This is a genomic window from Sorangium sp. So ce394, from assembly GCF_051474665.1.
Lineage (GTDB): Bacteria > Myxococcota_A > Polyangia > Polyangiales > Polyangiaceae > Sorangium > Sorangium cellulosum_D.
Window position 1 is genome coordinate 9,745,743 of the sequence record NZ_CP150339.1, and the last position, 20,977, is coordinate 9,766,719.

The window sequence follows — 20,977 nt, forward strand, 5'->3', positions numbered from 1 at the left end:
CGCGCGGCGGTCAGCCCCGGCTCCGCGCGAGGGCAAGGAAGGTCGTGAGGTTCGCCTCCGCCCGCGCATGGGGGCCGCTCACGTCGACGAGCTCGGGCAGGTGGAGGCGGGCGCGCAGCTCGTCGAGGCGCTGCTCCAGGGCGAGGCGCGAGAGCTCGCCCGAGGCGCACTCGTCCGCCACCACCGCGGGCGAGAAGAGGCGGCCCCGCCGGTAGCGCGCCCTCGGGTCGAGGGGCTGCGCCGCGAGCGCCTCCCGCCAGGCACCCGCTTCCGACGCCCGCGCAGCCGGGACGAGCGGGCCGAGGAACGTGCGCAGCGCCTCCGCGGCGTCGTCGGCGAGCTCCCCGTCGAGGTGCCGGATCAGCCAGTCGGAAGACGCGGGGCAGCCGAACCGCCCCACGGCGGAGAGGGACGCGCGTGTGGGCCGGTGGCGGCCTAGCAGGGCCTCGAGGCGCGGCCAGTCGGCGGGGCCGCCGGCGAGCACGAACAGCTCCGCGGCGCGCGGACCGAGGCGCGCGCAAAGGGCGTCGTCGCGGTGGAGATCGGGCTCGCCCCCGATCGCGAGCACGCGCGCAGCCGACCAGGCCACCGCCGGGGCGGCCGCGCGGCAGCGAGCCCAGAGCTGCTCCGTGAAGCGGGCGCGCTGCGCGACGGGCAGGCGCTCGCAGGCCCAGATCGCGGCGCGCACCACCGCGTCGTGGTCGTCGTCGAGCGCGACGCCGAGCGCGGCGCGCGGGATCTCGCCGCGGGAGGAGAGCAGCGTCACGCCGATGGCCCGGGCGATCGGGTGCGCCGACGCGGAGAGCGCGCGCGTGAGGTCCTCGAGGCCGGGGTGCTCCGCGTGCGCGAGGGCCTCGGCGACCGTGATCGCGTGGTCCTCGGCGTCAGGCGGCAGGAGGTGGATGGCGCGGTGGATCGCGGCGAGGGCGTCGTCGCCCGCGAACGCCGCGAGCGCGAGCGCGGCCGCGGACGACCTCCAGGGGTCGTCGATCGAGCGCTCCCAGAAGGCGGCGAGCTCGATGACCGCGCGCGGGCCCGCGGCGACGATCGCGTCGATCTGGCGGAGCAGCCGCGCTTCGGTCGACGGGAGCCACGCGCGCGGGGCCTCGAGGCGATCGCGGGCGAGCGCGGCGGCGAGCTCCCCGCAGTGGGCCACGACGGAGGCGTAGAAGCTGGGCAGCGCGAGCTCGATCACCCGCTCGGGGTCGAGCCGCACCGGCGCCGCGGGGGCGATCTCGCGTGGCAGGGCCGGGAGCAGCGGATCCACGTCGTTCGCCGCCGCCACGGGCGCCCCTGCCTGCGTCCCGGCGACGTCCTCGTCGCGCCGCGCATCGTCGTCCGTCTCCTCCTCGGGCGGCTCCGGCGGCGGGACGAAGGGGTCGCGCTCCACGTACCGCGCGGTCACCTCGACGGCGAGCGGCAGCAGCACGCGAGCTCCGTCCGCGGTCGTGTCTGCTGGCGGAGGAGGCGCGCAGCCGAGCGCGATGCCGCGGGTGCCGTCACGGGAGATGGCCCAGGCCACGAAGCACGAGGCGGCGTCGGGGGGCGCGGCGCCGTGGCGGAAGGACGCGAAGGCATAGGCGACGTTCATCGCGCCCGCCGCCGCGCCGAGCGCGCCGACCTCCGCCTCGAGGCACGGGCCGAAGTAGCTCGAGGCGAGGCGATCCGCCGAGCGCGCCGCGGTCCATTCCCACTCGCGGCAGCGGAGCGCGTCGACGCGGCCCTGCCCGAAGACGGCCTGGATCGGCCTCGATGCGGGCAGGCCCTGAAAGAGCGCGGTCATCGACGCGGCGTCGACGGGCTCGTCGTCCTCGTCGGTCGCGCGCCCGGGCGCGCACCGGCTCGCGACGATCTCGCCGAGGACCGCGAGGCCGAAGCGCGAGGCTTGCTCCGGGGAGGCGAGCAGGACCGCGCCCGCGCCCTCGGAGGGCGGCGGCGGCGCGAGCAGCCAGGGGCTCGGGGGTCGCTCCTGCCGGTCGGCGAGCGCGTCGAGGCCGGCGAAGGAGTCGACACCGACGAGGAGCGCGGCCCCGATCGCGCGGCTTTCGATGAGCTCTGCAATCCGAGCGAGCGCGGCGAAGGCGCCGGCCGCCCCCGTGAAGCGCTGCGCCGAGGGAGCGAGGCCTCGGGCGAGCCCGGCGAGCGCCTCCTCGCGCAGGCCCGGGCGGGGCGCGGGGGTCACGAGGAAGTGAGGGACCGCCGCGGCGGCACCTCTGGGCAGCGCGGCGAGGGCCTCGGCGGCGGCGCTCCGGGCGAGGGCGAGGAGACGGTCCGCGTCGGCGTTCCGGGGCTTCATCCACGGGCAGTAGCGGGCGTCGACCCGGCGGCCGTCGGGGCCGAGGAAGGGCGAGGGCGGGGGCGGCGGTGCCCCGGCGCGCAGAAAGAAGACGTGATCGCGGGCCGAGGCGCCAGCCGGCGAGATCAGGCCAAGGCCGAGGACCGAGAGCGTCATCGGTGCGTGAGCGAGCCCGACTGGCTCGAGCTTCCGGTGATCGTGATGGAGGGGGATTTGATCTTCACGCCGCCCGGTGTGGCCGTGAGCTCGGAGGCGCCGCACCTGAAGGTGATCGGGCTGCCCCCGAGCTGGAGGTTGCCCTGCACCTTGAGGGTGAGCGCGCTCTTTGCGGTGAGCGTATACGTGCCCCCCGAGTTGACGCGAAGCGCGCCCTTCACGTCCGAGCTCATGATCCCGGTGACGTTCCGGCCGATGACGCCCGTGCTGTTGATGTTCAACGAACCGAGCCACTCGCCGAGGCCGCCGCCGACCCGCAGTCCCGCCTTCGCGGCCTTGCTCGTGTGGCTCCCGTTGATGAGGGTCGTCGCCGGGCCGACGGTGACCCACGAGACAGGGCCTGGGGTCATCACCGCGTAGAGCGCGCCGACCGCCTCGGTGTACGAGGAGCTCGCGGCGACGCTGCGGTGGCCGGGGCCGGGGCCTGCGGGGCCGCCCTCGGCGCCGCCAGCGCCCGCGCCGCCGCCGCCGGGCGCCGCCGTGCCCTGATCGGGGCGGCCGTGATCCCAGGGCATCGGCCTCGACGAGCCCTTCACCGCCGCCATGATCGCCTCGCCCCCGGGCAGGAGCGCCATGGCGCTCCCCATCGCGCTGTCCCTGGCCGCGGCGAGCGCGCCATCCGCGCCCTTGGCCTGATATCCCTCGTAGGCGGCGCGGGCGGCGCCGAGCGTGGCCGCCGCGATCTGCCCTGCGACGCCCTTCGTGCCGATCTTCGAGAGCGCGGCGGAAACCGCGAGGTTGGCGGCGCCCCTCACGGGATTGCCGACCTGCTCCGCCAGCATCCCGAGCACCACGTCCGTCTCGCTGCCGACCTGGCTCACGAAATTGCCGCCCGCGCTCTGGTACTGCGCCGCGCCCACCTTGACGCTGCGGGAGCCGTAGCCGCCCATGAAGCCGAGGTGCACCGAGAGCGACTCGTTGCCGCCGACGTCGGCCTTCAGCGTCGCGCCGATCTGGAGGTTCTCGTTCTTGAGCGTCTGCACCGCGTGCTTGCGCGTGACCGACGTGTCCTTGGCGAACGGCGCGTGGACGAGGAGGTGCTCGCGGCCCGCGGCGTCGTCCATCTGGAGGACCGTCCGCGCGCCCGCGCCCGGCGAGCTGTCGGTCGTGATCGAGGTCACCGTCTTGTTCGCGGGCAGGGCGAGCGGCGGCGGCTGCATCTGGTTGTACGAGCGGCCGAGCACGACGGGCCGATCGGGGTTGCCGTCCTCGAACATCACGAAGACCTCCCAGCCCACGCGCGGCACCACCAGCCCTCCTGGGGCCTGCGGCTGAATCACCCGCACCGGGAGGCTGCTCCGATGGTCGGTCTCGCCGTGCAGATCCCAGTGGAAGCGGAGGTGGACGCGACCGAGCGCGTCGGGGTGAATCTCCTGCCCGCGCTCGCCGGTGACCCAGGCCGACTGCACCCCCGGGATACGCGGTCTCGGCGTGATCTTCGGGAGGCGGAACGGCACGCGCCGCGGGATCGCGTCCACGCTGGCCCGGAAGACGCCCTCGGCGGCGTCCCAGCGGAGCTGGACCGCCGTCACGACGTGCTCGCCCGCGATCCGGACGACGCCGTGGCCGTCCGGTGGCTCGATGAGGCGGCAGCCGGCGCCGGGCGAGAGGGCGAGCACGTTCGTGTCGAACGAGACGCGCGCGGCATCGGCGCGCAGCGACTCGAGCCGTATCCGCGCCCGCGCCTCGCCCTCCGCCGGGGAGGTGAAGCCGCCGGGCGCCTCGTACACCTCGACCTCCTGCTCGGCCCCGGTCCCGCCCGAGGCGCTGGCCTCGAGCGATAGCCGCGGCCGGTCGGGGTTGTAGTCGCGGAGGGTGACCTTGCCGACCGCGCGCCGGAGACGCCGCGACGCGTCCACCGCGACCGGCCGCGGATCGTCCAGGGCGCTGCGGGGGACGAGCGGGATGCCGTCCGGGGTCGCGTCCTCGGCCGCGGTGGAGTCGTCCTCGAGGACGAAGATCTCGTCGTTGCCGTCGCCGTTCGGCTCGAAGCGGAAGTAGAGACCGTGCTCTTCGCAAACGCGCCGGATGAAGGCGGCGTCGCTCTCCTGATACTGCACCACGAAGCGAAGCTTGGGGTATGAGGCGTGGAGGTCCTTGCGCACGGTCGTGTAGCCGCCCCCGCGCGCGACCTGCTCGACGATCTCCGGCGCCGTGAGCTCTTGGAAGCTGCGCGCCCTCCGGGTGAGCGCGAGCAGGGCGAAGCGTGACGCGAGCGTCATGCGGTAGGCGCGGCGGTGCTCGTGATCGCTCGCGATCACGACGAAGCGGGTGACGACGCCGACGATCACCCGAGCCCCGGCGGGGGCGTCGAGGACGACCCGGCCCGCCTTGCGGAGCACGGCGCTGGTGGCGACAGGCGCGTCCTTCGGGCCGTGGAGATCGAGCTCCAGGACCGAGGCCTCGCCGAGCCGCTCCACGCCGCCGAGGCGCGCTGGCACGAGGTCGAGAGCGCCCTCGATCGTCAACGCAACGCCGCTCACGGCAGCTCCACCCGCGCCGAGAAGATCCGCACGAGCGCCGCCATGTCGATCACCAGCCGGTCGCCCTCGAGCCGCACCGCACCGCCGGGCTCGATCCGGAAGCTCGACCCGGGCACCTCGAGCTCCAGCGTCTCGCGGGCGCGCAGCCGGACGTGACGCCCCTCGAGCGCGAGCGTGCCGTGCGCGTCCGGCGCCGGAGCCGAGGCGGTCTGCAGCGCGCCCAGGATGGCGACGCTGGCGCCGCCGACACCGGCGGGCGCGTCCGCGAGCACCACGGTGCGGCCCTCGCGCATGCACTCGTCCATGAACGCGGGCGAGACGCCGGGGTCGAGCGCCGCGAGGAGCCGACGGCCGCCGCTCGTGCGCACCTGGTACGCGGGGCGCGGCTCGCCGTCGCCGCGCGCCACGGCCATCTCCACGACGCCAGGGTGGAGCCCGGGGCCGAGGGGCGCTGCCCTGCCCCGGACGGGGCGGGCGGCCGATTGCTGGACCGTGCGCGATCTAGCCATAGTAGTGAATCCCTTCCTCCACGCTCGGCGTGCAGCTCTCATAGTCGCCGGAGACGGTGATCGATGCGGGCGTCATGGTGACCGTCACGCCCTGCGCCTTGATCGTGAGCTTCGCGATCGCCTGGATCGCGACCTCGGAGCCGGTGATGCTGGCCGCGCCCTTCGACGCGTAGGTGGCCTTGCCGAAGCTCTCCATGATGTTGCCCGCCGCCGTGGCGCTGCGCGAGGCGTAGCTCTCGGCGTAGAGCCCTCGCACGGTGAGGCCATAGGAGCCCGTGGCGATGGTCTGCGCGCCCGAGACCTTGATCACGGCCGCGCCGGCGACGCCCACCGACTCCGACAGACCGCCGGTGGTGTTCACCGAGCCGCCGACGAGCAGCGTCGACACGCCGTTGGTGAAGACGCTCTGGTGCTCGATGCCGATCTCCTGCTTCACTCCGCCCACCACCCGGACGAACGTCGGCGTCTTCGTGATGTAGTCGCCGCCCGCGCGGATGACCCGGGCGGCGCCGACGGCGACCGTCTCGGAGGCCGCGTGGAGCCCATAGTTCGAATCGACGGTCACCTTGCGGAGCCCGCCGACCTGGATCGACTGCTCGCCGGCGACCTTCTCGACGACCCGCTCCTTGACGACGACCTTCCGCTCGCCGGCGATCGTGCGCGTGTGGTTCACGGCGATCTCGACGACCTTGTCGTTCTCGATCTGCTCCTTGTAGTCGCCCGAGGCCTGAATCGCGAAGCCCTCCTGCCCGGCGGCGTCGCTGATCCGGAGGCCATTGCCGCTCGAGCCGCCCGGCGTGGTCGCTGTTCCGAAGTGGGTCTCAACCTGCTTCGCGGGCAACGAGGCGGGCGGCGCCTGGACGGCGTTGTACATCCGGCCGAGGATCACCGGGATCTCTCCGCCCTGATCGCCGAACCCGACGAGCTGCTCCCAGCCGACGCGGGGATTGAAGATCGCCCCCGAGAGCTGGGGCTGAGCGACGCGGGCGAACCCGGAGCTCCGGGCGTCGGGGCTGCCGTGGCGGTCCCAGCGGAGCAGGAGCCGGGTGCGGCCGTGCTCGTCGAGGGCGATCTCCTCGCCCGGCGAGCCGGTGACCACCGCTGTGCCGGCGCCGCCGCGGGGGGCGGGCGAGGTGCGCGCCGGCCGGAAGCCGCCGCGCGCGGGGACCGCCCGGAAGCGCGCGCCGTAGAGGAGCTCCGCCGGACCGCCCTGCGCCTTCGCCTCGTGCACGACCGCGAGCACGAGCCAGCGCGCCTCCCCGAGCTCCTCGGGCGCGCTCGTCACCTCGAAGATGCCGCCGGCGCGGAGCTCCGGCTCGGTGGCTTCGCCCTCGAGGACGGTCGCCTCGGCGCTCCGCTCGGCGAGGCGGATCGCGGCGAGCTCGCTACCCGCGTCCGGATCGCGGAAGCCGCCTGGGTACTCGTACCACTCGAGCGCGCCGTCTCCGGAGGCGCCGCTCAGCTCGAGCATGGGCCGCGTGAAATCGTAGTCCTTGAGCGCGGCCTTCTCGACCGTCACCCGCCTCCGGATCCGCGCGGCATGCAGGGCCCGCCCGAGCTCGAAGCCTGCCTCGGCGCGCCACGGAGTCACGACGCCCGTCTCGAGGAAGGTCACGGGCGCGTCGGCGACGTGGAGGAGCGCGGGATCCTCCGCGTCGGGGAACCAGCTCATCCCTTCCTCGGCGAGGAGGCGGGCGCAGAAGGCGAGAGCGCTCTCGAACACCTGGGCGCAGTGGGGTCGCTTCGCCGCCGCGCGACGGGCGCGGAGATCGAGGCGGACGCCATGCTCGCCGAGGACGCGCGCCGCGATCTCGGTGGCGCTCTCGTCCACGAAGACCCGGTAATCGCGTGTGTCGTCGAGCCGTGCCACGGGCGAGGCGAGGGCCACGCGCGCGTGGCCGCCGCGCTCCTCGACGGCCTCGACGGAGAGCTCGAAGCGCCGCACGACGCCGTGGAAGTGCAGCGAGAGGGTCGCGGCGCGGCCGATCAGATCGAGCGACGTGAGCTCGGCGGGCGCGCCGCTGACGAAGGCCGTGCAGCGCGCATGGGCTACCGTCGGGGCGCCCACGCGCTCCTCGATCTCGCACGAATGAACGCGCACCTCGGCGCTGACGTCGGGGATCTCCAGGACAATGTTCCGGTCGCTCAACCGCCCACCTTCCCTCCGCCGGATCTCGTGGTCGTGCCGCCGCTCACCTCGGTCATGCTCCCGCTCGTCGTGAGCTTGCCGCCGCCCAGCTTCAGCGTGCCTGCCTCGATGCTCCCGGTGACGTCGATTGTCACCATGGGCGCGCTGATCGAGACCTTGCCGCCGGCGTGGATCTCCACGGTACCGGCCGTGATCGAGCCGCTCGACGCCTCGACGCCGACGTTGCCCGCGGCCCGCTCGTTGACCGCGCCCACCTTGCTCCGCTTGCCGCCGAGCACCGACTCGGCATACCCGCTGCAGGTGATCGTCCGCGAGCCGCGGCAAACGTACGTGCGCGCCGCCGCCACCGACTCGGTGACGCCGAGGCCGCCCGTGAGCGACGTGGTTCCGAGCACCACGCGGGTGCAGGCGCCGGCCGTGTGGACGTTCGACTGGTTGCAGAGCAGCGTATAGCCGGCGCCGATCACCTCGACACACGCGCTGTCGGCCAGCACGGCGCGGTTGCCGGTGACGTTGATCAGCTCCGCCCCGCCGATGAGCTCCTGGTTCGACCCCTCGACGGAGAGGAGCATCTCCTGCCCCACGTCGACCGTCTGCATCGCCGCGATCCCGGCGAAGTGGCTGCCGAACACCTCGCTCGTGAGCGACAGGCCGACGAAGTGCTCCTCGTCTCCGCCGACCCGGATCGTCTCCGATCCGCCGACCTTGACCGAGAAGTCCCTCGAGGCGTGGACGAAGAACTCCTGTCGTCCTGCGTCGTCGACCATCTTGATCTCCTGGGTCATCCCGCTCTTCGGCGTGGTCCAGGACTGGAACGAGGTCGTCGCCGACGCCGCGGGGAGCGGGTACGGCGCGACGGCGGTCGCGTTGTAGACGCGGCCGAGGACGAACGGCCGATCGGGCGAGCCGTCGAGGTATCCGACCGTGACCTCCCAGCCGACGCGGGGAAGGAACATCGAAGCGCCGACCGGAAGCTGGAGGCAGCGGGTCCAGTGCGAGGAGCGATCGTCCTGGATGCCGGCGCGATCCCAGAGAAAGCGCAGCTTGACCCGGCCGAGATCATCGACATGGATCTCCTCGCCGGGAGGGCCCGTGATCACCGCGCTGTCGAGGTGCTCCACCGCGGGCGCGGGGCGGAGCGCGGGCCGATAGGGCGGGCGAGCGCCGCTGTCCGACGACTTCGTGGGCCTGAGCGTGATACGGTTTCTGTAAGGCACTGCCCGGCCGCCGTCCGGGAGCGGACGGGCGAAGCGATGCGAAACCTCGGTGATGAGCATCCGCTGCTCGAAGAGCTCCGCGCCCGCGATCTCGACGATGCGCCCCGGCTTGAGGCGCGAGCAATCGCTCTCGCCGGTCACGGTGATTCTGTCCCGCTGAAGCTGCTCGAGGCGCCGCTCGGCCCTCGCGGTCGCGGCCTCGAGCGTGGTGACGCCGGCCGGGTACTCGAGCCAGCCGAGCTCCCCCTCGCCGGCATGGCCGTCGACGTACACGCCTGGGTGCCGCACGTCGAAGTCCCGCACGGTGACCCGATCGGTGACGACCCGCTCCTCCCACTCGAGCGAGAAAAGCGCGCGCGAGCCGAGCTCTGTCCCGGTGGGCCCGGCGTAGGGGAGGGTCACGCCGCCCTCGATTCCGTCGTGTGATTCCGTGCCATCGCCGAAGACGATGAGGTGCTCGCCCTCGGGCGTGGTCTCGAACCAGTACGAGATCCCCTCGTCGGCGAGGAGGCGCTCGACGAACGCCCACTCCGCCTCGGCGTACTGGACGCACTGGGCCCGCAGCGGGTAGGCGCTCGCGAGCCGGGGCTCGATGGCTGTCGCGGGGATGCCAGCGCCCGTCAGCACCTCGGTGACGATCTGCTCGGTGGTCTCCTCGACGAAGACGCGGTAGCCGCCGCGCTGGGTGAGTAGCCACGGAGGATCCGAGAGGCGGAGCGCGCAGACGCGGTCCCGGCCGTGGCGAAGATCGAAGCTCGCCTCGATGATGAGCAAGCGGACGAGCCGCGCCGACCCCTCGGCCGGATCGACGATCGCGAGCGTGGCCGGGGCGCGGAGCAACGCGGCGAGATCGACCTCTCCCGGGATGGCGACGACCACTTCCCAGGATGAGAGCGCATCCATCGCCTCCCGCCCGAGGAGCTCCAGGACGACGCAGGCTCCGAGCGGCTCGCAGGCGAGCCGGACGTCGATGTGGTTCATGATGCGAGGCTCCAGCGCGCGCGGGCCGTGTGACGGGTGCGACCGTCGTTTTCCTGGGACTGGCGCGTGTGCGCGGGCATCGTGAAATCCTTCCCGGCCTGCCTGGCCCGGGCGGCCAGTCTACGCGGTAACGCAAACCTGCGCAGCATCTGGAGCTGGGCCCCTCCCCCGCCGCCCGCCAGCCTGCAGGCCGCCGCCGCGCGCCGGCATCCTCCGGCGCGCGGCATCCACACGGGCGCTCGCGGTTGGGGGCGGCGCGACTGCGACGACCCGGAGACCGATCCTTGAGGACGGGCGTCGAGTGGCGGCTGTGGCTCTGCACGGCGGGCGAGAAATCGTCCGCAGAGCTTAAAGGAACACGGGACGGCGCGGAATAGGACCATTGACGAGCCGGCGCATGACGCGCCGGCCCGACGGGAGCCCCCCTCTTTCCTGGAGACCCAACATGAAAAAAGCCATTGTCATTGCCTTTGCCCCGCTGCTCGCGGCGTGTGACGTGGAACCGATGACGAGCGCTGGGCTCGATCTCCGAGATCGCGAGGAGGCAACACCGCAGTCGGCGCCCCTCGTCGAGCCGGTCGTCGCGCGCGCAGCGTTTGCCACGGAGGCCGATCGCGAGCGCTTCGAGGCCGACGTGCTGCCCTCGGCGCGAGCGTTCCTCGCGTACTGGGCGGAGGCAGGGCTGAGCCTGCCGCACGCGCCAGCGCGGCTGTTCATCTCTCCGCCGCCCGGGACGAGCGCGACGGAGGCCCTGCCGCAGCTCTACGGCGAGCGCATCTTCGACGACCTGCGCGCGCTCGAGGCGGAGGTCGCGAGCGCGCCCTCGAACCGGGCAGCGATCGAGCGAATCGACGCGTTCACGTGCGAGCGGCCACCCTTGCATCGCGGCTTCCTCGAAGACGTGGAGAAGCACGCGGACAACCCCGACGTCGGCCCGGCAGACATTGCGCAGGCGCTGCGCCGGAAGCACGAGCAGCTCCTGGGCCCCGATGGGGCCTTCTCGTTTCAAACCGACAACGGCGAGTTCGAGCTGCCGCTGCGCAGGAACTGCTCCTACATCCTGCTCGGACACTCCACGCAGCCCACGCGCGCACACCCTTACCTGGAGAGGGACGTCGTGAATCACGAGCTGGGCCATGCGCTGCACTACGGCCTCTGGCTCGCCTCCGGTCCGCTCGGCGAGCGCCTCAGCACCGCCGCGAATGAGGCCATCGCCGACATCCTCGCGCACGTGTTCGACGGTGATCCCTGCCATGGCAAGGTGCTGGACGAAGGGGGCACGCCCGTCGACTGCCGCCGGAGGATGGACGTCTACGAGCAGTCCGTCTCGGACGCGTTCTGGGGCTTCGGTCGCGCCGATCACGAGACAGGCCAGTCGCTCCGGCAGCTGATCTGGACCTTGCGGGAAGAGGTGCCGGCGGACGCGCTCCGAGCTGCCATCGTCGATGGGATCGCCGCGGTGCAGGTCGCGCTGAACCAGATCGATGCGGAGCCGCTCGCCAACGTTCCGATCTTCGACGACGAGATCCTGGCCACGCGCTATCGCTTCGTGCGCGAGTATGATGCGGCGAGCGCGTTCTTCCACGCGGTGTGCGCGCGCCTCGGCGATGCGCCGCCGGCCTGCGGCGAGCACGCCCAGCGCATCGGCGATCCGCGCCTCGCGATGCGCGAAGCGTGGCTGGCGAACGCGCCGACATCGATCGGTCGCAGCGGCGTCACCCTGGCCGATGGCCGCCGCGTGGCGTTCGAGCTGGAGGGCGCGCTCATCCGGCAGATGACGGTCACGCTGGCGGACGGCGAGCAGCGGAGCTACCCGGGCGATCCCGATTTCGGGTTCCCCGAATCGGAGCGCGAGCCCACGAGCGGTCGCATCACGCTGTGGTTCCCGGAGCCGGGCTCCACGGCGCCCGACGCGAAGGTGGGGTGGACCTCCGACGGGGAGCTGATCGCGCGCTGAAGCACGACGAGGCCGCGCGTGGACGCGTCACGGATCGCTCGCGCAGCGGAAGCGGCGATGGACGAGCAAGCAGCAGAACGCGTCCAAACTCTTTCATGCGATAGCAAATATCGCGTTTCGCTGGATCGAAACCTCTGCGACGACACCCCTCCAGGTGTCCAGGCGAGCGAGCCGAGGACGCCACGGCAAATCGTCTGAAGGCTCGCGCCCCCTGACGGCATCAACGATGTAGTTGCACATGAGAAAAGCATTGCCGTTTACCATGGTTTGAATATTCCATCCGCGGCGCCAATGCTTCCTCTCGCGGCACCAACCATTCGCAATGGATGTATGTCCTATGAACCAAGCGCGCTTGATCACCCTCGCGGCCCTGCTCTTGCCTGGACTCGCGTTGAGCGGGGCATGCTCCAGTGAGCCGCCCAACAACCCGAAGGAATCCATCTTGGATCCCGATGGCGATGAGACGCCCGCCGACCCTGGCGATGAGCCGCACGCCGACCCTGGCGATGAGACGCCCGCCGACCCCGGCGATGAGCCGCACGCCGACACGCCGCCGGGCTCGCAGATGTTCACCTGCGACGCCTCAAAATCGCCCATGTTCAAGAGCCGCGACGTGTTGAACATGCGGATCTCTGCCGATTTTACGAAGCTGAACAGCGCGCCAACAAAAGAGGAATCGGGCTCGCAGGCCGTGATCGAGCTGAGCGACCAGAGCGGCGCTGCGCCGATCACCGCGAACATCATCGCCCGGGGAGTTTCGCGCTTCCATTGCGGCTTTCGCCCGTTCTCGCTCAAATTCGAGGAGAAGCAGAAAGACAACATCTTCGCGCACCTCGGCAAGTCGGTGAAGTTCGTCACGCATTGCGGGGACAGGGAAGGCTTGTCTCCCACGCTCAAGGCGGACTCTCTCGAGACCTACGAACAGCGCCTGCTGATGGAGGACACCGTTTATCAAGTGCTCGATCAGCTTCAGGTGCCCTCGCTCAAGACGCGGCTCGTACGGCTCACCTACCACGACGCGCCGACCGGCAAGGAGGAGACGCACCTCGCGTTCGTGCGCGAGCCCGAGGACGAGATGGCCGAGCGCTGCGGCATGGAGGAATGGGAAGACCTGTCCGGGGTCGACACCTCGCAGTTCGAGGTGGACCAGCATGGTCGAGTGCTGCTGAACCTGCTGAACGATTTCGTGATTCAGTACGACGGGATCGACGGGAAGAACCTGGTCATGATGGCCGACGTCGATCGTAAGGCGATCGTTTATGCTCCCTACGACTTCGACCTGGTCGGCGTGTCCCGGCCAGATTACGTGGCCAACGAGGGGCGCACGCTCGAACAGAACCGAGACGCGTTCGCGGACTGGCTGCGGCGCAACCAGAGCCCCACGTTGTTCGAACAGATCGATAGGATGCTGGCTCGAGCCGACCAGATGCAAGGCGCCGTCGATCAGTCGACCATGAACGAGGAGAACCATGAGGTCTTCTCCCGCTGGCTCTCGCTTTACTTGGGTCTCCTCCGGGATTTTCGCGCGTGCGAGGGGCACACGGACGACCCGTCGCGGCCCCTGTGCCACGTGGAAGACGACCACGGCGATGGCCCCGATTCGGCCAGCGCGGTCGATCCCGGCGAGTGGAGCGCGCGCATCGAGCCGCCCGGCGACGCGGACATGTTCGCCGTCGATCTGCAGGCGAACACGCTTTACTCCCTCGGTGGCCGCCTGCCTCTCGAGCTCTTCGATGCCCAGCAGAACCTCGTGGCATCGGCCTCGGAACGGGCCGTCTCGTTCAAGCCGAGCCAGACGGGCACATACTACCTCCGAGCGTCGCTGGGCGAACAGCTGGTCACGTCGCCGCTGCTCCCGAGACCCGAAGAGCTCGAACGTTACATCTCCCTCTACGCGGACGATCACGGGGCGTCCCTGGAGACGGCGACCACGCTGGAGGCCGGCGAGGCCGGCGAGGGCACGTGGGAGCTGGCCAAGGGAGAAGACGAGGATTGGTTCCTGGTGAGCGCAGGCGCATCGGCCAACGTCCACATCGTGCTGCGGGATACGGACACTGGCCGCGTCGAGGTGATCCGGCGCGATGCGCCGGCCGACGAGCTCCCCCTCGAGGAGTATCTTCTGGAAGGTGACAACGACGTATCGCGGCTCTTCGAGCAACCTGGCGAGTACGTCGTCCGGGTCATCCAGATGATCGGCCTCCGCGCCAATGGTTCCTACACCATGACGCTGCAATAGCCGCGCCGCCCCGCGGCACGCGTCCGGTGCCCCGCATGCTGTCCTGGGGCTCCTCCGCGCTATGCGGGCCAGGTGAACCGGAACGTGGCGCCGTGGCCGGGCGTGGACTCGACCCACACCCGGCCGCCCCGCGTCTCGATGATCTTCTTGACCACCGAGAGGCCGATGCCGGCCCCCTCGACCTTGTCGCGGGCCTCCAGCGTCTGAAAGATGCCCCAGATGCGCTCGTGGTACTCGGGCGCGATGCCAGGGCCGTTGTCGGTGACGAAGAACTCGAACGCGTCGCCCGCCGGCCGAAAGCCGAGCCGGACGAGGGGATCGGGGCGCGCCAGCGCCGAGAACTTGATGGCGTTGCCGAGCAGGTTCATGAACACCTGCTGGAGCGGCACCCGCTCGGCCATCAGCGTGGGCAGCCCCGGCTGCACCGCGATCTGGACGTGCTCCGGCGGCGCGAGGAGATCCAGCGCTTCCCTGACCATCGTCGCCGTGTCCACCGGCGCGGCCGCGTCGCGCACCCGCCCCGCGCGGGAGTAGGCCAGGATCCCGTCAATCAGCGCCTCCATGCGGTGGACGCGCCCGAGCAGCAGCTTGATGTGCTCCTGCGAGCCGGGCGAGAGGAGCTCGCCCACGTCCTCCTGAAGCCACTGCGCCAGGCTCGCGATGCCGCGGAGCGGCGCCTTCAGGTCGTGCGACGTGACGTACGCGAAGCGGTCGAGCTCGCGGTTCGACTGCTCCAGCGCCTGCGTGAGGCGCGTGAGCTCCACGGCCCGCTGCTCCGCCTGCTGACGCGCGCGCACCATGTCCGTGACCTCGATCGCGTGGGTCATCACGCCGAAGGCGCTGCCGTCCTCCCCGATCAGCGGCTGATAGACGAAGTTGAAGTACGCCTCCTCCGTGCGCCCGAAGCGCTCGACCCGCACGAGCGCCTCGTTGCCGACGTACGGCTCGCGCGTGGCGAGCACCTGGTCGTACAGCGCGGGGAAGCCCTGGTCGACGAGATCCGGGAAGGCCTCCCGCACCGTCCTGCCGAGCAGCGGGCGCTCCCCGGTCACGTGCGCGTAAAGGGGGTTGGCGGCCTCGATGACGTGCGTCGGCCCGCGCGTCACCATGATCGCCGCCGGCGCCTGCAGGAACACGTCGTTCAGCCGGTTGCGCTCGTGCTCGAGCTGCTGCTGGAGCCGGTGCTGCTCGGTGACGTCGCGCGCGGTGAGCACCACGCCGATGTGCCGCCCCTGCTCGCCGTAGACCGGCACCGCGCTGCCCTGCATGCGGCGCGGCGCCGCGCCGGGGCTGCGCACGACCCACGTCTCGTCGATCACCCGCTCGCCCCGCCGCGCCCGCGCCGGGGGGAGCTGCTCGGCCGGGTACGGCGTGCCGTCCAGCCGCTCCAGTGGGAGCCGCTCCTGCTGCTCGGCGAGCGTCGCCCCGGCGCGGAGCTCGGGATACAGGGCGCGCGCCATGTCGTTGAGGAAGTTGACCCGACCCTCGCTGTCGAAGGTCACCACCGCGTCTGCGATCTGCCCCAGCATGGCCGCCCGCTCCGCCGCGAGCTCCTCGACGCGCTTGCGGGCGAGCACCTGCTCCGTGGTCTCCACCGCGTGGGCCATGATGCCGAAGACGCTCCCGCCCGCGTCCTTCAGCGGCTGGTACACGAAGTCGAGGTAGACCTCGTCCAGCACGCCGTCGCCGCGGCGATCGAGCTTCACGAGCGCTTCGTGGGCCACGAACGGCTTGCCGCTGCGCCGCACCGAGTCGACGAGCTCCGGGAACCCTTGGCCGACGACCTCGGGCAGCGCCTCCCGCAGCGGCTTGCCGACCAGGTCGCGCCGGCCCACGAGCTCGAGGTAGCGCGGGTTGGCCACGGTGAACGTGTGCTCCGGCCCCTCGAGCACGGCGATGATCGCCGGGACCTGCATGAACACCTCATAGAGGCGCTCCCGCTCCGCCTTGGCCTCCGCCAGCGCGCGGTCGCGCTCGATCCGCGTCCGCACCTCCTGGGTGACGTCGAAGACCGTCACGAAGACGCCGCCCACCGCGCCCGACTCGTCGCGGACGGGGTTGTAGCAGAGCGTGAGGTAATGCTCCTCGACTCGGCCATGCGGGGCGAGCGGGTACATCGTCTCCTTGAAGGAGATCGTCTCACCCTGGAAGACGCGCGGGTAGATGCCCTCGTTGATGTGCCAGACCTCGGGCCAGCACTCCCGGTTCGCCTGTCCGAGCCCCGCCGGGTGCTTGGCGCCCATGAGCAGCCGGTACGCGTCATTATAGATTTGCACGAGCTCCGGCCCCCAGAGCACGATCATCGGGAAGCTCGAGCTGAGGACGATGCTCACCGCGGTCTTCAGGCTCTGCGGCCAGCGCTCGACAGGGCCGAGCGGCGTCGCGCCCCAGTCCTTCTCCCGGCAAAGCGCGCTCAGCTCGCTCGCGCCGGGGAAGACATCGGCGATGGCGGGGCGGCGGCCTCCGCCGGCGGCGACGGTGCTCTCGGCGGGAGCGAAGTGCGTGCGAGAGGTTGGCTTCATTCCTGGACGTCCGTCCGGCCAGACGAGCAAACGCCTCCGACGGCGTCAAGTCCATCAGACCGCGGGACCCCCGCGCGCGGCGAGCTCATCAGACGTAGCGCTCGACCGCGTCGAGCAGCGCGTCGAGCAGCGCGTCGAGGTCGATGGGCTTCTTCTGTCTCGCAGCTTTACCGGACGCTCGCGCGATGCTTCGGAGTGAGCATCCACGATCGCCAGAACCGCGTGCGCGAATAAGGCTCCTCGCCGTCCATTCAGCTCGTCGCGGAGGGGAGAGCGCGCCGGCGTCGAGGCATCTCGCCCTCCCGTCGCACCGTCGACAGCGACGCCCGGATCACCCGCAGCACGGCGCGCCGACGCTCTTCGCCGGCGCATCGTACTCGTCATGACGACGCCACCAGACGCCCGTCTCGTTGCGCCCCTTGGGAGCGCGGTCGAGCCACTGGTACGCGCCCCACAGCCCGTCCAAGCCGCGCGCATACGTAGAATACGTGTGGTAGACGGCGCCGTCCTCCAGCACGAACGCGCTCATGCCCGGCCGATCGCGGTGGAACGTGGCCGTGTCGGTCCCGCACATGGCCGCGATCTTGGACTCCGCCCCCTCGCCGCCGCCCTCCTGGCCCGGGCGCCACACAAACGCAGTCTCGCGCCGGTAGTTGTAGTCGACACCCCCCTTGCGCTGCTGCTCCTCGGTGAACCAGACATTGAAGTCGGCGTTGAAGTCGCTCGCAGACGACGACGCCCAGGGGAAGGTCCAGCCCATTCGCCGTTTGTACGCCTGCAGCTTCGCGAGCGGCGCCCGCGAGACCGCCCAGAGCATCACGTCGTGGTTGGCCAGGTGAACCGAGAACCCGTTGAACCCGTCCGCGATCATCGAGCAGGAAGGGCAGCCCGCCGCGTAATCGGGTCCAAACATGAAGTGGTAGACGAGGAGCTGCGAGCGCCCTCGGAAGAGGTCCGCCAGCGAGGCCGCCCCCTCGTCCGTCTCGAAGCGGTAGTTTTTTTCGACTCGGACCCATGGCAGCGCCTGGCGTCGCTGCGCCAGCTCGTCGCTGCGCCGCGTCAGCTCCTTCTCCGCCTCCAGCAGCTCGCGCCGCGCCGCCAGCCAGTCTTCGCGTGTCCCGATCATGTGTGCCGTCATCGTCTTCACTCCTTGAATCGGTCGTGAGGTAGTTTAGGATCGGGCGCCGAACGGGCGGGAGTTACAAGTGTGGCGGGATTCGGATGGACTCACTGATCACGGCCGCGGCGCGCGCGCTCGCGGCGGGTGATCCGCTCGGCGCGCTGAGCCGGGTCGCCTTGCGCGACGACGCGCCTGCGCTCGCGCTGCGCGGCATCGCGATGGCGCAGCTCGGCGATTTCGCGCGCGCGAAGTCTCTCCTGCGAAGGGCGGCGCGCGCCTTCGGCGCGAAGGAGGCCGTGGCCCGCGCGCGATGCGCGGTCGCCGAGGCCGAGATCGCGCTCGCGTCGCGCGACCTGGACTGGCCCGCGAAGCTGCTCGACGCGGCGCGGATGACGCTCGAAGCGCACGGCGACCGGGTGAACGCCGCGCATGCGCGGGTCCTCGAGATCCGGCGCCTGCTGCTGATCGGACGGCTCGACGAGGCCGAGGACAGGCTCGCCGAGCTCGACCCGGCGCCCCTGCCGCCCGCGCTCAAGGCCGCCCACGAGCTGGTCGTCGCCGGCATCGCGATGCGGCGCCTCCGGACGAAGCCGGCGCGCGCTGCGCTCGCCCGGGCCGCGCGCGCCGCGCGCCAGGCGGGTGTCCCCGCGCTGACGGCGGAGGTCGAGGGCGCGGCCCTCACCCTGACCACGCCGGCAGCACGCCTGATCGCGCGCGGCGAGGCGCGCCCCCTGCTGCTCGAGGAGGTGGAGGCGCTGCTGGCGTCGGAGGCGCTGGTCGTGGATGCCTGTCGCCACGTCGTGCGCGACGCGCGCACGGCGGTCTCGCTCGCGCGACGCCCGGTCCTGTTCGCGCTCGCGCGCGCGCTGGCGGAGGCATGGCCCGGAGATGTGCCGAGGGACACGCTGGTGGCGACGGCCTTCGAGGCGAAGCGCGCCGACGACTCGCATCGTGCGCGGCTCCGGGTCGAGATCGGGCGGCTCCGCGCGACGCTGCGGGCTCTGGCCAGCGTGAGCGCGACGCGGCGGGGCTTCGCGCTGGCGCCCCGCCTCGCGCGCGAGGTCGTCGTGCTGGCGCGGCCCGTCGAGGAGCAGCACGCGGCGGTGCTCGCCTTCCTCGCCGACGGCGAGTCCTGGTCGAGCTCGGCCCTGGCGCTCGCCCTCGGCGCGAGCCAGCGCACGGTGCAGCGGGCCCTCGACGCCCTCGCGGCGGCGGGCAAGGTACAGTCCTTCGGTCACGGGCGGGCGCGGCGCTGGATGACCCCGCTGGGGCCGGGCTTCACGGCGATCTTGTTGCTCCCCGCCCCGCTGCCGAATGACTGAGCGAGCGCGCCACGCGCCGCCATGTGCGGTGAGCCAGCGCGCTGCGCGGCGCCCGCACGCGACCCTTGCGCGCGCGCGACGTGTGCTGCACGGTCTCTCGCCAGCGGGTCGATGCTGAGCGGCTCGGTCGCTGGCGCGCACGTTGCGCCTCCGCCGAGGCGCCAGCCCGCATCGTTGCTTCGGATCGGAGGTCGACGTGGAGCTCCTCGAGAATTTGCTGTGGCTATGCAAGATCCCCTCGCCGACGGGCGAGGAACGCTTGCTGGCCGACGAGCTGGGTCAACGTCTCGCATCGCTCTCCTTGGCCTCACCGCTGCGCCGTTACGGGAACTCTTTGGTGGCGCCGCTCACGCGCGGGTCGGGAGGCCCCAAGGTCCTCCTCGTCGGGCAGCTCGACGTGGCGAACGCGGGGAATCGCGGGGAGGCGCGGACGGAGAACGGCCGCGTGCTTGGCGCTGGAGCCGCCGAGAAGAGCGGCCTCTGCCTGATGCTCGATCTGGCCGGGCGCAGGCCGCCGGTGCGCGCCGATATCACCCTCGTTTTTCACGCTGGCGGAGGGCGCGGCTTCGACGGGAGCGAGCTCAGGCTGGTGATGGCGAAGGACGCCGAGCTCCGGAGCGCCGACTTCGCCCTGGTGCTCAAGCCGACGGACAACAAGCTTCAGCTCGGCGCGGGAGGCTCCACGCACGCGACGCTGGCGTTCGCGGGCCGCACGGGGCACAGCGGGTTGCCCGGGGCCGGCGTGAACGCGATTCATAAGCTCGCGCGCGTGCTCTCCCGCCTGGCCGCGTTCGAGCCAGTACCCGACGTCGTGGACGGCCTCACGTGGTATGAAATGATGAGCGCCACCTCGGCGCACGGAGGCCGATCCGGCAGCGTCGTGCCGGATCATCTGGAAGTGAATGTGCACCACACGTTCGGTCCGAGCACGGACTCCCACGCCTCGCAAGACCGGCTGATCGCGCTCGTGGACCGAGTAGGGGCCGTCCGGTTCGAGGAGCTCTCCGAGCCGGCGCCGCCGAACCGGAGCCACGCGCTCATCGCCACCCTCGAACAGAGCGGCGTTCAGGGCGTCGAGGCCCGGCAAACGTGGACCGAGGTGGCGAGCTTCGCGGCGCTCCAGATCCCGGCGGCGAATTTCGGACCGGGCATGGAGCGGACGATGCACGCTCAAAACGAGGTGACGGAGCTCTCGGAGCTCGGGCGGGCGCAAACCATCCTCGACCGCTGGTTCGCCAACATGCCGTGACGCGCCGTTGGTGCGAAGTGGAAGAATCGAATGAGCATCGATCTGAATGGGCCGCCCCTCGACCCTTCATCGATGCATTGCCCGCTGGATCGCGCCGCGCCCGGCCGGCGCGGGGCGCTACTTCACGTTCAGCGTGGCGCTGGCCGAGCGACAGACGGGCTCGCAGCCAGGGCCGTTGGGGCGCGACTCGACGTACGATGGGGAGAAGTCTGCCTCGGCGAGGGACGTGCCGTCGCGCGAGATCTCGACGGTGACCTGCCCGGGCGCGGAGCTCATCTGGATCTCGGAGAACCCGTGGGCGCTCGGCGGCAACGCGCAGCCGGACTCGCCGATGAGCAGGCTCGGGCCGCTGCACGTGAGCGCGCGGCCCGCCGCGCAGTCCGGCAGCGGCAGCTTTCCTTCGCAGGTGGTGGTCTCGCCGTCGGCGGTGATCACGAAGCGATACGCACCGGCAGGCCAGGGCGCTTCGGACGCGAGCCGGAGGGTAAAGCCGTTGACGCACCCGATCTGGGTGCAGTCCCGGGCCGGGGGCGGCTCGCCGGCGGCGGAGGGAGAGTCGGGCGACGGGGTCTCTGCTGCACACGCAGCGACGATCCCCAGAACGATCAAGACCAAGGGCGATGCGCAGGCGCTCCTCATCCTCATGTTCCGAGCAACGCGCTCGTCGCCCGGCAGCTTACACCCGGAAGGCGATCGCCAGGAGCCCTTCGCGCGCGGCGG

At 71.6% G+C, this 20,977-nt stretch carries 12 protein-coding genes; 4 read left to right on the top strand and 8 right to left on the bottom strand.

The window, feature by feature from the left end; genetic code table 11:
- Positions 1–10 precede the first annotated feature (10 nt).
- Genes WMF33_RS35965 through WMF33_RS35985 form a run of 5 tightly spaced genes read right to left on the bottom strand, consistent with a single transcriptional unit; the run spans position 11 to position 9,851 of the window.
- A complete protein-coding gene (locus tag WMF33_RS35965) occupies positions 11–2,452 on the bottom strand; it encodes a hypothetical protein (protein WP_437332850.1) in 2,442 nt (813 codons plus the stop codon).
- Positions 2,449–4,995 carry a type VI secretion system Vgr family protein gene (locus WMF33_RS35970; RefSeq protein ID WP_437332851.1) on the bottom strand — a complete coding sequence of 849 codons (2,547 nt, stop codon included), beginning with the start codon at positions 4,993–4,995 and terminating at the stop codon, positions 2,449–2,451. Before WMF33_RS35970 ends, WMF33_RS35965 begins: the two co-directional genes overlap by 4 nt.
- Positions 4,992–5,504, bottom strand: coding sequence for a hypothetical protein (locus tag WMF33_RS35975; protein WP_437332852.1), 513 nt, complete (start codon positions 5,502–5,504; stop codon positions 4,992–4,994). Before WMF33_RS35975 ends, WMF33_RS35970 begins: the two co-directional genes overlap by 4 nt.
- The gene (locus WMF33_RS35980) at positions 5,497–7,653 is read right to left on the bottom strand and encodes a type VI secretion system Vgr family protein (RefSeq protein ID WP_437332853.1); all 2,157 of its coding nucleotides are present in this window, start codon (positions 7,651–7,653) and stop codon (positions 5,497–5,499) included. The genes WMF33_RS35975 and WMF33_RS35980 overlap by 8 nt, the downstream gene beginning before the upstream one ends.
- Positions 7,650–9,851, bottom strand: coding sequence for a type VI secretion system Vgr family protein (locus WMF33_RS35985; RefSeq protein WP_437332854.1), 2,202 nt, complete (start codon positions 9,849–9,851; stop codon positions 7,650–7,652). The genes WMF33_RS35980 and WMF33_RS35985 overlap by 4 nt, the downstream gene beginning before the upstream one ends.
- Before the next feature lie 445 nt (positions 9,852–10,296).
- Here WMF33_RS35985 and WMF33_RS35990 point away from each other — a divergent pair, with 445 nt between their 5' ends.
- Both WMF33_RS35990 and WMF33_RS35995 read left to right on the top strand, forming a co-directional pair.
- Positions 10,297–11,808, top strand: coding sequence for a hypothetical protein (locus WMF33_RS35990; protein ID WP_437332855.1), 1,512 nt, complete (start codon positions 10,297–10,299; stop codon positions 11,806–11,808).
- A gap of 337 nt (positions 11,809–12,145) precedes the next feature.
- Positions 12,146–14,044 (top strand): hypothetical protein, encoded by a 1,899-nt coding sequence (locus tag WMF33_RS35995; protein ID WP_437332856.1) that lies wholly within the window; start codon positions 12,146–12,148, stop codon positions 14,042–14,044.
- 59 nt (positions 14,045–14,103) lie between these two features.
- Here WMF33_RS35995 and WMF33_RS36000 read toward each other — a convergent pair whose 3' ends face one another.
- A complete protein-coding gene (locus WMF33_RS36000; protein ID WP_437332857.1) occupies positions 14,104–16,566 on the bottom strand; it encodes a PAS domain-containing protein in 2,463 nt (820 codons plus the stop codon).
- A gap of 331 nt (positions 16,567–16,897) precedes the next feature.
- Positions 16,898–17,704, bottom strand: a complete 807-nt coding sequence (locus WMF33_RS36005) for a DUF899 domain-containing protein (RefSeq protein WP_061627925.1) — start codon at positions 17,702–17,704, stop codon at positions 16,898–16,900.
- A gap of 83 nt (positions 17,705–17,787) precedes the next feature.
- Here WMF33_RS36005 and WMF33_RS36010 point away from each other — a divergent pair, with 83 nt between their 5' ends.
- Positions 17,788–19,008 carry a helix-turn-helix domain-containing protein gene (locus WMF33_RS36010; RefSeq protein WP_437332858.1) on the top strand — a complete coding sequence of 407 codons (1,221 nt, stop codon included), beginning with the start codon at positions 17,788–17,790 and terminating at the stop codon, positions 19,006–19,008.
- Between the two features lie 337 nt (positions 19,009–19,345).
- Entirely contained in the window at positions 19,346–20,257 is a 912-nt protein-coding gene (locus WMF33_RS36015; RefSeq protein WP_437332859.1) for a M20/M25/M40 family metallo-hydrolase, read from the top strand.
- Positions 20,258–20,374: 117 nt separating this feature from the next.
- Here the strand turns inward: WMF33_RS36015 and WMF33_RS36020 are convergent, their stop codons facing one another.
- The gene (locus WMF33_RS36020; RefSeq protein ID WP_437332860.1) at positions 20,375–20,872 is read right to left on the bottom strand and encodes a hypothetical protein; all 498 of its coding nucleotides are present in this window, start codon (positions 20,870–20,872) and stop codon (positions 20,375–20,377) included.
- Positions 20,873–20,977: the final 105 nt, after the last annotated feature.